General features: G+C 69.2%; 7 protein-coding genes and 2 pseudogenes. 3 read left to right on the forward strand and 6 right to left on the reverse strand.

Annotated features, from left to right (window positions below; all coding sequences use genetic code 11):
* Nucleotides 1-200 precede the first annotated feature (200 nt).
* Entirely contained in the window at nt 201-3,119 is a 2,919-nt protein-coding gene (locus AB5J56_RS05780; protein WP_369230708.1) for a glycoside hydrolase family 48 protein, read from the reverse strand.
* Between the two features lie 395 nt (nt 3,120-3,514).
* Between AB5J56_RS05780 and AB5J56_RS05785 the strand changes: the two are divergent.
* A pseudogene (locus tag AB5J56_RS05785) lies at nt 3,515-3,748 on the forward strand (hypothetical protein); the annotation flags it as partial.
* A 29-nt stretch (nt 3,749-3,777) separates the two neighbouring features.
* Nucleotides 3,778-5,508: a glycoside hydrolase family 6 protein gene (locus AB5J56_RS05790; protein WP_369230710.1), complete on the forward strand. Its 1,731-nt coding sequence runs from the start codon at nt 3,778-3,780 to the stop codon at nt 5,506-5,508.
* 132 nt (nt 5,509-5,640) lie between these two features.
* On the opposite strand, the gene AB5J56_RS05795 is transcribed toward AB5J56_RS05790, so the two are convergent.
* The 4 genes from AB5J56_RS05795 to AB5J56_RS05810 are packed head-to-tail and all read right to left on the reverse strand — an operon-like array spanning nt 5,641 to nt 11,305.
* Complete coding sequence (locus AB5J56_RS05795) at nt 5,641-7,608, reverse strand: acetoacetate--CoA ligase (protein WP_369230712.1); 1,968 nt, start codon at nt 7,606-7,608, stop codon at nt 5,641-5,643.
* Nucleotides 7,605-9,182, reverse strand: a complete 1,578-nt coding sequence (locus tag AB5J56_RS05800; RefSeq protein WP_369230714.1) for a bifunctional 3-(3-hydroxy-phenyl)propionate/3-hydroxycinnamic acid hydroxylase — start codon at nt 9,180-9,182, stop codon at nt 7,605-7,607. Before AB5J56_RS05800 ends, AB5J56_RS05795 begins: the two co-directional genes overlap by 4 nt.
* Nucleotides 9,183-9,191: 9 nt before the next feature.
* Nucleotides 9,192-10,130, reverse strand: coding sequence for a fumarylacetoacetate hydrolase family protein (locus tag AB5J56_RS05805; RefSeq protein ID WP_369230716.1), 939 nt, complete (start codon nt 10,128-10,130; stop codon nt 9,192-9,194).
* A 29-nt stretch (nt 10,131-10,159) separates the two neighbouring features.
* Complete coding sequence (locus AB5J56_RS05810) at nt 10,160-11,305, reverse strand: VOC family protein (RefSeq protein WP_369230718.1); 1,146 nt, start codon at nt 11,303-11,305, stop codon at nt 10,160-10,162.
* A 134-nt stretch (nt 11,306-11,439) separates the two neighbouring features.
* Here AB5J56_RS05810 and AB5J56_RS05815 point away from each other — a divergent pair, with 134 nt between their 5' ends.
* Nucleotides 11,440-12,078, forward strand: a complete 639-nt coding sequence (locus AB5J56_RS05815) for a TetR/AcrR family transcriptional regulator (RefSeq protein WP_369230720.1) — start codon at nt 11,440-11,442, stop codon at nt 12,076-12,078.
* On the opposite strand, the pseudogene AB5J56_RS05820 reads toward AB5J56_RS05815, so the two are convergent.
* Nucleotides 12,069-12,262: pseudogene (locus tag AB5J56_RS05820) on the reverse strand (RICIN domain-containing protein); the annotation flags it as partial. The gene AB5J56_RS05815 and the pseudogene AB5J56_RS05820 sit on opposite strands and share 10 nt — an antisense overlap.
* Nucleotides 12,263-12,845: the final 583 nt, after the last annotated feature.

Raw genomic sequence — 12,845 nt, forward strand, 5'->3', positions numbered from 1 at the left:
CGGATCCTCCGCGCGGGATGTGAGGGGAGCAGAGAGAGCGTCCATCGATTGGGAGCGCTCCCAATTCGGTTTGGCAGGAGCCGGGTGATGATCATGCTCCTGCCAAATGCCGGGCGGCCCCCTGTGCGGCTGAGGACCGCCCGGCGGGGTGACCCCGTCACCCTGCGACGGGGTCGTGCACGCAGAGCTTCAGAGGGGGGCTATTCGAGAAGCTCCGCGTACGAGCCCATGGCCAGGGCGATGTCCGCCTGGGCCCAGAACCGGTGGTACGTGAACGAGGGCGCGGCGCCGCCCTTGAGATAGGCCTCGATCTTCGACCAGGCCGGGTCGTTCTTGTAGAAGGACCGCAGCGAGAGGAACGTCGACGACGAGTTGATCGCGTCGCCGTTCGGCATCGTGCCGCTGAAGCCGCTCGGCACGTACACGCTGTCGTTGAACCGGCTGTAGTCCGTGCGAGTCTCCGGGACGGCGACACCCAGGCTGTCCTGGTAGTTGCCCCACATGCCGTCCAGCAGCGCCTTCGCCGTCGATTTCGCCGTCGCGTCACCGGACTTGGCGGCGTAGTACGACAACGTCTTGGCGTACGCGGCCGCAACGCCCACATCGTTGGTGTAGTCGGCGACCGTGACGTGAAGTCCGCTGTTGGCGCCGGGACTTGACGCGTTCCAGGTGTCGGGCTGGCCCGACCACTGGAGTGTGGAGGGGATCCGATAGGTGCCGTCCGGGTTGATCGTGGTCTTGGACAGCGCCCACTTCACCCACTTGTCGAGAACCGCCTTGGCCTGCGCGTTCCCCGTCTGCTGGTACAGCTCGGCGACCCGCTCCATGGACCACGCCTGGAAGCCGAACCACTGGTTGGACGGCGGGTCGTGATAGACGGGCTGCTGGTCGTAGTACATGCCGTAGAAGGTCGACGTTCCGGACGGCGGGGTCGCGTACCGGCCCGCCCAGCTGTTGGTCGCACCGCCCGCGATGGCGCCCTCGTCGGACTGCAGCCACTGGTAGAACTCCAGCTGCCGTTGCAGCGACTTGGACCAGTCGCTCGCACCCGTCGCCGACTTCGGCTTCAGGTCGGCGTAGGAGCTGAGCGCGTAGGCCGCGAGGGGGTTCTGGTAGCCGCCGTGGACGTGGCTGGAGCCGATGCGCCAGGACCAGCCCGCCGAGGTGTCGGCGGCGCCGCCCCAGGCGTAGTACCAGGACAGCAGGTAGTGCGAGGCGTCCTTGCCGGTGCCGGCCGGGCAGGCCGTCGGGCCGACGCAGTTGCCGATCTTCTTGAAGTACTTGTCGTACATCGCGTAGCGCAGGTAGTCGCCCATCTTCGCCGCCTTGCCGACGGTCGTGGAGACGTCACTGCCCTTGCCCTGCTGCTTGGCCCACACGTCCGCCCAGTACGCGGCCTGCACGGCACGCGCGTCGGCGTCCGGCGCGTCGGTGTACTTCCACTGCTTGGAGTACGAGGAGTCGCCGGTGAACAGGTCCAAGTACCCGTTCTTGCCACCGTACTTGAAGGCGTCGCAGGTCGGCTGCGGAACCGTCTCCCACACCGACTCCTGCGGACCGCGCTGGAAGGTGTTGATGTACGACGGTCCGCCGGCCGTCGGGCCGCCCTCGCACGTGCCGCCGGGGGTGTTGCCGTAGCCGTAGACGTTGTCGACGTCCTCGATCCAGTGCATGCCGTAGACGTCGTCCGTGCCGTACGCGCTCTTCAGTTCACTCGCGACGGGATCCGTACCCACCGACACCGAGGGGTCCAGCTTCGCCGGGTACTCGTTCGGGGTGTCCGCCTCCGGCGCGTACGTCGCCGGCTTGGAGGCGTTGTAGAAGGAGGTCGTCGGCTGGTCGGCGTGCGTGGGGATCATGTACTTCTCCATGAGGGCCCACGCGCCGTTGAACTTCGACCAGTCGCCGGTGACCTTGCCGTACATCGCCTGCAGCCACAGCAGATAGCTGTACGCCTCCGACGTGGTCTCATGGCCCTGGTCCGGGGCCTCGACGATCAGCGTCTCCACCGAGTGGTACGGGACGCCCTGGGGTGAGAAGTAGCCGTTCGCCGGGTTGGTGATCTTGCCGTAGAGGTCCAGGAAGCGCGCGTCGTACGCCTTCGACGCGGCCAGCTCCGTGACGGTCACGGTCGCCTTGGAGTAGCCGGTGGCCGAGGCCGTGAACGTGGCGGCGCCAGTGCCCGAGGAGTCCGCCGACACCGTCACCTGCTGCGCGGTGCTCCAGTTGGACGGCGTGAAGGTCAGCGACGAGCCGGCGGTCACCGAGAGACCCGTGTTGCCGCCCGTGCGCGCCACGCTCACCGTCACGTTCGCGCTCGGCTGCGTCGACAGCTTCACGGTGTACGTGCCCGACTTGCCCTGCTGGACGCCCAGTTGGCTCGGCGAGGCGACGACCGCGGGTCCGGAGGCGACGGTGACGCCGACGGGCGTGGACTCGGCGGAGGCGCCCAGGCTGTCGTACGCCTTCGCCACCAGGGAATGACTGCCCACGGTCAAACTGGAAGCCGAGAGCTCGTACGGCGCGCTCGTGTCCGTACCGAGCAGCGTGGTGTCGTCGTAGAACTCGACCTTGCCGATCGTCGCGTTGTCAGCGGCCGCCGCGGTCGCCGCGAGCGGGATCGGATCCCCCTGCGTGTAGACCGCGCCCGGTTTCGGGCTGGTCAGCACGGTGACCGGCGGCTGGTGCGCGCCCGCGCACGTGGTGCCGTTGACCGCGAAGGAGGTGGGTGCCGAGTTGGTGCCGCTATAGCTGAACTGGGCACCCGTGGAAACGGCGGCGCCCGCGGCGATCGTTCCGTTGTACCCGGCGTCCTTCACGGTGACCGACTGGCCGGACTGCGACCAGGTGCCGTTCCAGCCGTTACTGAGCTTCTGGTTGCCGCTGTAGGCGTACGTCAGGGTCCAGCCGTTGACGGCGTCCGTACCACGGTTGGTGATGGTCAGGTCGGCGGTGAAGCCGGAGCCCCAATCGTTGGTCTTGTAGTCGACGCTGCACTGAACTGCCGCTGCCTGAGCGGGAGTTGAACCTGTGGCGAGCATCGAGAGGGGCAGGGCGAGCGCGGCCGTCACGGCGGTCCATAGCCGTCTCACAGCTTTGCGCTTGCGTCCGGGATCCATGTTTCTGGTCCTCCCTTGCGGGGTGCGGCTCGGTGGGGGTCAAGGCTTGAACCAGTGGGAGCGCTCCCATAGTGAGGATGGGCACGGATGCCGTCAAGACGTTGAGAAGTTGAATCGTTTGAACTGAACCGACTAGTAGAAAGTTCAGCAACACCCCTGTGCAACCTGCTTAGTTGGCGCTACCTTCCGTCACACCAGTGGGAGCGGTTCCATCACTCGACGCGTCCGTCACGGCGCGCCAAGCTGCAAGGAGTCGCTCATGCGGCATCCCCCGCGTTCAGTACTTCCAGCCAACGCCGGTGCGGTTGCGCTCGTTTCGAGTGCGGCCCCTGCCGGTGATCCCGGCGCAGACAGCCATGCCGAAGGTGCTTGCCACCGACCACCAGGTCATCGACATGCCGGATCTCGTGAACGTCGTACGGGGCGTTGGCGCGAAGAACATCACACCGGCCGTCGTACTCCAACGGCCTCAGCCCCTGGCTGACGTACGACCGAGACCTGTCCTGTCCGGGCTGGACCCGGAACACCTGGGACTGCTCCTCGGGCCGTCCCTGATCCCCAACCACGACGGCACGCCCACCGCGCACGGCACCGGCCTGCGCGAGCACCTGCGTGCCCTCAACCCGTGATCACCTCGAAGGAGAAGGAACCCGCACTCATGAGTCGTACCAGAATGTCACTTGTCGCCGCGCTGACGCTGGTCGCCGGAACCACGGGGACTGCGCTTCTCACGGCACCGGCCGGTGCCGCCACCGCCTCGGTCCCCTGCACCGTGGACTACAAGGTGCAGAACCAGTGGGACACCGGCTTCACCACCTCGGTCACCGTCACCAACAACGGCGCCGCCAAGAGCAGTTGGGCGGTGAAGTGGTCCTACGCCGGCAACCAGCAGATCACCAACGGCTGGAGCGCGAAGATCACCCAGAGCGGTGCCGCCGTCACCGCCGCGAACGAGAGCTACAACGGCACGCTGGCGACCGGAGGTTCGGTCAGCTTCGGCTTCAACGGCTCCTACAGCGGCACCAACGCCGTGCCCGCCACGTTCACGCTCGACGGTGTCACCTGCAACGTGGACGACGGCGGTGGCTCGGGCGGTGGAGGCGGCACAGGTGGCGGCGGAGGCGGCGGCACCGGCAGCCGCGCCGACAATCCCTACGTCGGGGCCAAGGTGTACGTTAACCCCGAATGGTCGGCCAAGGCCGCCGCCGAACCGGGCGGCAGCCGGATCTCCGACCAGCCCACCGCCGTCTGGCTCGACCGGATGGCCGCGATCAACGGTGTCTCCGGCGGCATGGGCCTGCGCGCCCATCTGGACGAGGCGCTGAAACAGAAGGGCTCCGGCGACCTGGTCGTCCAGCTGGTCATCTACGACCTGCCCGGCCGCGACTGTTCCGCTCTGGCCTCCAACGGTGAACTCGGCCCGAACGACCTCGACAAGTACAAGTCCCAGTACATCGACCCGATCGCGTCGATCCTCGCCGACCCGAAGTACGCGGGCCTGCGGATCGCCAACGTCATCGAGCCCGACTCGCTGCCCAACCTGGTCACCAACGCCGGCGGCACCAACACCACCACCGACGCCTGCGTGACCATGAAGGGCAACGGCAACTACGAGAAGGGCGTCTCCTACGCCCTGGACAAGCTCGGCGGCATCCCGAACGTCTACAACTACATCGACGCCGGCCACCACGGCTGGCTCGGCTGGGACAGCAACCTCGGCCCGTCCGTGCAGGAGTTCGCCAAGGTCGCCACGTCCAACGGCGCGAGCGTGAACGACGTGGCCGGGTTCATCGTCAACACCGCCAACTACGGCGCCACCAAGGAGCCGAACTTCAAGGTCACCGACAGTGTCAACGGTCAGACCGTCCGGCAGTCGAAGTGGGTGGACTGGAACCAGTACGTGGACGAGCAGTCGTTCGCGCTCGGGCTGCGGGACAAGCTGGTCGCGGCCGGCTTCGACTCCGGCCTCGGCATGCTGATCGACACCTCCCGCAACGGCTGGGGCGGCTCCGCGCGGCCCACCGGCCCCGGCCCGATGACCTCCGTCGACGACTACGTCAACGGCGGCCGCATCGACCGGCGCGTCCACACCGGCAACTGGTGCAACCAGAGCGGCGCCGGAATCGGTCAGCGGCCCACCGCGGCCCCGGCCGCCGGGGTCGACGCCTACGTCTGGGTCAAGCCGCCGGGTGAGTCCGACGGCGCCAGCTCCGCCGTCTCCAACGACGAGGGCAAGGGCTTCGACCGCATGTGCGACCCCACCTACGGCGGCAACCCCCGCAACGGCAACAGCCCCAGCGGCGCCCTCGCGAACGCACCGCTGGCCGGGCACTGGTTCTCCGCCCAGTTCCAGCAGCTGATGCAGAACGCCTACCCGCCACTGCCGTAACCCTCTGAGACGGTGAGTGCCCGCCGGGGTCGGTCCTTGACGGACCGACCCCGGCGGGTCACCGTGGCGCAGGTGGACCGCTGCGGCCGCGGCCATCAGCAATGCCGGCCCGATCGATGCGGTGCGCGGTTGTCACGTCGACCGCCCCCGGCGTTCGGCGCCCAGGCGGGCGAAGTGGTCGATGAGGTCGGGGGCGTCCACGGCGGCGGGGTTGACGACCTGCTCAACCGGAGCGCCCTGGAGCAGACGCTTGATGGGGACTTCGAGCTTCTTGCCGGTGCGAGTGCGCGGGATGCCCGGTACTTCGAGGATCTCGTCGGGGACGTGGCGGGGTGAGGCGCTGCTCCGGATCGCTTCCCCGATCTTTTCGCGCAGGGTGTCGTCCAGGGTGACCCCGGCGGCGGGGACGATGAACAGGGGCATCCAGTAGCCCCCGTTCGGCTCCTCCGCGCCGATGACCAGGGCCTCGGTGATCTCGGGGAGACGCTCGACGGCGTCGTGGATGTCGGCGCTGCCCAGACGTACGCCGTTGCGGTTCAGCGTGCTGTCGGAGCGGCCGTGGACGATCACCGAGCCGTGGCCCGTGTGCGTGATCCAGTCGCCGTGCCGCCACACGCCGGGGTAGGAGGAGAAGTAGGCGTCGCGGTAGCGGGTGCCGTCGGGGTCGTTCCAGAAGTACAGCGGCATGGACGGCATCGGGCGGGTGACGACCAGCTCTCCCACCTGGTCGGTGACCGAGCAGCCCTCGGCGTCGTAGGCGGCCAGCGCCACGCCCAGGTAGGGTGCGGACAACTCCCCTGCCCAGACCGGGGTGTTGGGCGCGCTGCCCGCGAAGCCGGACACCACGTCCGTGCCGCCGCTGATCGACGCGAGCAGCACCCGCTCGCCGACGTGGTCGCGGACCCAGGGGTAGGCGGAGGCCGGCAGGGCGGAGCCGGTGCAGCCGACCACCCGAATCGACGACAGGTCGTGAACCGAGGGGTCGATGCCGAACTTGGCCATGCCCAGCAGGTACTGGGGGCTGATGCCGAAGACGGTCACCCGGTGGCGCGCGGCCAGCTTCCACAGGATGTCGGGCTCGGCGAGGGGTGCCGGGCTGCCCTCGTATGTGCACGTCGCGGCGCCCGTCAGCAGCGTCGAGGCGACCAGGTTCCACATCATCCAGTGGGTGGTCGTGTACCACAGCAGGCGGTCGCCGGGACCGAGGTCGGAGTGCAGGCCGAGCGTCTTGAGATGCTCCAGCAGAACACCGCCGTGGCCGTGCACGATGCCCTTGGGCAGGCCGGTGGTGCCGGAGGAGAACACCACCCACAGCGGATGGTCGAACGGCACCGGAGTACACGTGAGCTCCTCGGTGCGGGTGGCCGCGTCCTCCCACGGCACGACCAGCGACGGATACGGCTGCGACGGCCAGGGCAGACCCACATGGTCGACCAGCAGGGTGGCCTTCAACGTCGGCAGCGCACCGGCGAGTTCGCGGGCGGCCTCGCGACGGTCGTGGGTCGTGCCGTTGAAGAGGTAGCCGTCGGCGGCGATCAGGACGGTGGGTTCGAGCTGGGCGAAACGGTCGGCGGCGGCCTTGGGGGCGTAGTCCTGTCCGCACACCGACCACACGGCGCCCAGGCTCGCGGCGGCCAGGAACGCGACGATCGCGTGCGGGGTGTTGGGCAGATACCCGACGACCCGGTCGCCCTGGCCGACGCCCAGCTCGCGCAGGGTGGCCGCGACGGAGGCTACCTGGGAACGCAGGCGGCGCGCGGTCACCTCGTAGCAGGAGCCGGTCTCGTCGAGGGCGATGATCGCCACGGCGTCGTCGGCGAGGTTGCGCAGGGCGTGGTGGGCGTAGTTGAGGGTGGCGCCGGGGAACCAGCGGGCGCCCGGCATGGTCTCCTGGGCCAGGATCTGCTCGTACGGAGTGTCCGCGTCGATGTCGAAGTACTCCCACACCGCGCCCCAGAAGCCCTCCAGATCGGTGACCGACCAGCGGTGCAGGGCGGCGTAGTCGGCACCGGCCATCCCGATGTGGCGGGCGAAGTCCATGATGCGGCTGTCGGCGACGGCCCGCGGATCAGGTGTCGTGAAAGGGTCGGGCCCAGTCATCGTGTGGCGCTCCTCAACAAGACGTTCTCGGTGGTCCGTCGGGGTGGGTGGGGGCTGCGTGTGGTGTGCAGCAGGGGCGCCCAGGCGGCGGTGTCGGTGAAGTCCCGGCCCCCGGCCGGGACTACGTCCATGACGACGCGGTCGGGGCGCAGCAGTACGGCGTCCGCCCGGCCGGTGCGCAGCCAGGCGGCGAGGGTCCCGTCGTCACCGAGGTCGGTGACGGGGATCGCCCGGGCGCCGAGTCCGTGGGCGAGGGCGTTCAGCGACGGCCACGGTTCGGTGGCGGTGAGCACGGCGAAGGAGTCGCCGAGCAGCTCGTCGAGACGGGTACGCCGTCCGTCGGCGGTGATCCACGGTTGCGGGCAGTGCGTGCCCACCAGTCCCTTGCGCATATGGCGTCGGACGAGGGGCCCGGCGGTCAGGGGCGGGCTGAGGTCACGGCCGGCCGCCGTGGTCAGTCCGGGGATGCGGCAGGCCGCGGCCAGGAGTCCGCGGCGCAGTGCGGCGGCGCCGTCCTGGCCGCCGGTCATGGCCCAGCCCATGGCGACCGCGAGCCGGATCCCATGCCGTGCGTGCGGCTTGCGCTCGCTCTCGTACGTGTCCAACAGCCCTTCATCTGCGCCCTGTTGAAGGACGTGGGCGAGCTTCCAGGTCAGGTTGTAGGCGTCGCGCAGGCCCGCGCACAGGCCCTGGCCGATGAACGGCGGGGTGAGGTGGGCCGCGTCGCCGAGGAGGAAGACACGTCCGCGGCGCCAGCGGTCGGCGATGCGCGCCCGGAACGTGTACTGGGCCTCGCGGACGATCTCGAAGTCCCCGTCGTAGGAGGGCGGCAGCCACGGGGCGACCAGCTCGCGGACCGGTTCGGCGCCGTCGCGGAGCCGGAACTCCCAGCGGTAGCGGTCCTCGCCGACGCGCATGAAGGTCGCCGGGCGGTGCGGGTCGCAGACCTGGTCGACGCCCTCCCAGCAGCGCACTTCGGCGTTCGTGCGGACGTCGATGACGGTCCAGCGTTCCTCGAAGCGCAGGTCCTCCCATACGGCGCCGATGGCGTCGCGGGTGAGGCTGCCCGCGCCGTCGCAGCCGAGGACGGCCTCGGCCCACAGCTGGTGCTCACCCTCGGCGTCGCGGTAGGTGACGCGCACGGGGCCTTCGGTGTCCGGGCCGACGCCGGTGACCTCCACGCCGCCCCGCAGTTCGCACTCCGGGGTGCGGGCCAGGGCGTCGCGGAGCAGTCGTTCCAGTTCGGGCTGGTCGAACATGCTGGTCTGCGGGTAGCCGTGATGGCCGTGCCCGGTGCGGCGGAACTCGGCCATGACCCGGTGCCGGGCGTCCAGCAGCCGCAGCCCGTTCGCCGGGCGGGCGATCGCGGCGAACTCCTCCTGGACCCCTGCGGCCTGAAGGATGCGGCGCACCTCGTCGTCGGTGGCGACGGCGCGCGGAAGGGGGTAGACGTCCCTGTGGCGTTCCAGGACGACGGTGCGGACACCGCGCCGGGCAAGGAGGAGGGCGGCGGTCACGCCCACGGGCCCGGCGCCGACAATGACGACTGGTACGTGCTGTGCGGTGCGGCTCACCTCGGGTTCCTACTTCGCGTCCGTGATTGGGGTGCGCTGCTCGCCCAGATCAATCCGGCCGTCCGGGGTGGCGATCGTCGCCGTCACGACGTCGCCCTGGTGCAGGTAGTGCGGATTCCTCGCCTGGGACTTGAAGAAGGCCTTCCACTTCACCGCGGGCGGCAGCAGCGCGCCGATCTTCTCGACCGGCTTCGGTGGCGCCTTGAGGGCGGTGCCGCCGGGTGTGCCGGTCAGCAGCAGGTCGCCGGGGTCGAGGGTCTGGAAGCGGGCCAGCAGGGTGAGGGCCTGGGCCGGGCGGACGATCATGTCGGCGAGGGTGCGGTCCTGACGCAGCTCGCCGTTGACGCTCAACTTCAGCCGCAGGTCGAGGAGATGGGCGAAGTCCTCCGCCTCCAGCAGGGTCAGCCAGGGGCCGGTGGGTGTGAAGGTGGGGTAGGACTTGCTCTCGTAGAACTGCGTCTTGGTGAGCTGCACGTCGCGGGCGCTGACGTCGTTGGTGACGACCAGGCCGGCGACGTACGACGACAGGTCGCGTTCCTCGACGACGGCCCCGATGGGCAGCGGCGCGCCCATGACCAGGCCGAGTTCGATCTCGTAGTCGAGGAACTTCACATGCGGCGGCCGGACGATGCTCTCGTGCGGCCCGCTGACCGAGCCGGACGCCTTACGGAAGAAGGCGGGCGGGATGTCGCCGGTGAAGCCCGAATCGCGGGCGTGGCTGCGGTAGTTGACCATTTGGGCGACCACCCGGCAGGGCGTGGTGACCGGGGAGAGGGCGACCAGGTCGGCGACGGGCGTGCCCGTGTCGGCCGAGCGAGCCGCCTCCCGTACGGCGCCCCGGTCGGCGATCAGCTCGGCGGTGGTGACGGCCTTGGTGTCGACGGGTACGGCGCGGTCGCCGCGGACGACCCACCAGCCGTCGGCGGTGCGCAGGATGTTGGTGCTCATGTCGGTGCCTTCGTGAGGGGGTTGAGGGTTCAGGAGGTGGCGGCTCTGAGCAGGCCCAGCAGGCGTGCCGGGTCCACCTCGTTGTCGCCGCGCAGCGCCTCGATGACGTCACGGACCCGCTGCGGGGAGGGGCTCGCGCCGAGGAAGTCCCGGGTGGCGGGCGGACCCCACTGGGCCAGGCCGCTGGTCGACATGGGCGCCCAGCCGGGCTCGACGTCGCAGGAGAACAGGTCGCCGTCGGCGAAGTGCTCCAGCATGAAGCGGTCGGGGTCGCGCCAGTAGTCGAAGAGCTGACTGCCCTGGATATGTCGGCCGATACCCCAACTGCGCTTGTATCCACGCTCGTTCAGGTACTCGCCACCGGCGGCGATCGAGTCCAGATCGGTCACCTGATAGGCCGAGTGGACATAGCCGGTGCCCGGCCCCAGATGCATGGCGAGGGTGTGGTGGTCCGCGACCTGACTGCCCCGGTCGCAGCGGATGAACGCCATCGTCGGGCCGCGGCCGCGCTGCCCGTCCAGGAACAGGAAGTCGGACACGATCATTCCGAGCGTGTCCAGATACCAGTCCAGCGCCCGGCCGAACACCCGGGTCTCCAGCACCACATGGCCCAGCCGCTGGATACGGGACGGCTCACGCGACGGGCGCTGGGTGGCGTTCGTACGGCGGTGATCGGTGCCGAAGTTGAGCAGCAGCGGCCGCTGTTCGGGCAGCGCCGGCAACGGCTCGCCGCAGTGCACCACGCGCACCGGGAAGCCCGAGGGGTCGAGCAGACCGACGATCTTCCCGCCGCCCGGCACATCGGCCTCCCGTACGGCCGTGCCGGTGGACCGGGCCAGCCGGTCCAGATCGGTCCGCTGCGCCGCACGGAACACCGGACCGATGAAACGCGACGCACGGCCGCGCCGGATCACCATGCACGGCGAGCCCGCGAAGGTGCCCCGCAACCACAGCTCACTCTCCGTACGGGCGGCGACGGCGAACCCGAAGTCGCGGGCGAAGACCTCCGCCCGGTCCAGATCGGGCTTCTCGAACTCCAGCCATGCCAGGTCCGCCACCTTGATCACAGGATTCCGCGACCTCCCGGGGTGCTCGCCGCGCAGGGCGCCCTGCTCGCTGTGGAGGTCCTGGTGGGCCGTCTTGGAATCAGGTCCGTGGACGCGGGTTTCAGACATGGTGCCCTCCGAGCAACATCGCCGTAATGAGGAAATCATCAACTTTGACAGTCTCGTCGTCAAGATGTTCGCGGCAGGAAATGATGAATCCATCAGAACTGCAGTAGCCATCGCCCGCTGGTTAGACTCTGCGCATGCCTACGTCAGCCCCGCCCAGCAACCGGTTCGAACGGCGCCGCGCCGAGACCCGTCAGGCGCTCATCCGCGCCGCCCGGCAGATACTCGCCGAGACCGGGGACACCGGCGCCAGCATCCAGGCGATCGCCGAGCGCGCCGACGTCGGCTTCGGCTCCTTCTACAACCACTTCCAGTCGAAGACCGAGCTGTTCGAGGCGGCGGTGGTGGACGCCCTGGAGGAGTTCGGCCAGAGCTTCGACGAGCGCCTGGCAGGGATCGACGACCCGGCGGAACTCGTCGCGGCGGGCTTCCGGCTCAGCGCTCGCATGGCCGACTCCCATCCGGAGCAGATGCAGGTCCTGCGCCGTCGCGGCCTTGCCCATCTCCACTCGGACAACGGCCTGACCCGGCGGGCCCTGCGTGACGTCGAGGTCGGCATGACCTCCGGCCGCTTCACCACCGTCGACCCGGCGGTCGCCCTGTCCGCGCTGGGCGGAACCCTGCTGTCCCTGGTGGAGCTCCGATTCGCCCGCCCCGATCTGGACGGCGACGAGGCAGCGGTGAACCTGGCCGAGATGGTCCTGCGCATGCTGGGCGTTCCGCCGGACGACGCCCACGAGGTCGCCCGGCGCCCGCTTCCCGGCCCCGTGAGGTAGAAGCAGCCGTCGCCGGTCGACGTGATCGCCCAGTGCTGCTGGGGAACGTTGTCGTCCCGGTCCACTTCTGCGCGGTGTTGTTCAGCCAGGGCCACAGCCGGATGTTCGTTCCGTTGGCGGTGCCGAAGTCGTACACGTCGGCAACCTTGCCGCTCTTGCGGTTGACGATGCGGCAGACCGTGCCCGTCGGACGCCACCGACCCCGGTCGCCGTGGAACTCAGCGGGAACGGCGAAGGCGGCCGCACTGCCGGTCGCGGGCGCGAGCGAGTCTCCCTTGGCGGAGCGTCTCCCCCCTGCGGTTCGATGGCCCTGCCGCGCGGCAGCACGACCCAGGACATTCCGGAACTCAGCAACCCTGTCCGCTCATGCCCCTTGAGGATGCGCCCGCATATGTGACAGCCTTATCACGACTGATTGTCGGCGAATGTATCGACGATACGTCATTGCACTCTTCCCCCCAGCCGCGATGTGAGCGCTTACTCGAACTGTCGGCGGTCACATCCCCCCTCCTCAGGAGTGCCTCCGTGCAGCCAGGAATGGCCCGCGCCGCCCCGGAACTGATCTAAGAGGCCAGCTCAAAGCCTTGAGCACCAGTAGCGGCGGACATATTTGGCAGGTGCATGCTAATCACAGAGCCGAGTCTTTAGGCCGGTAGTCCGCCGACAAGGGCGTCGGGTCAACGCTGGATGAGTACTACTCATCCAGGGAGCGATCCCATACGACCCAGGTGAGTCGCCCTGTCCGCGGCAAACCCCTGTCACCGCTG

It is taken from the genome of Streptomyces sp. R21, assembly GCF_041051975.1.
Lineage (GTDB): Bacteria > Actinomycetota > Actinomycetes > Streptomycetales > Streptomycetaceae > Streptomyces.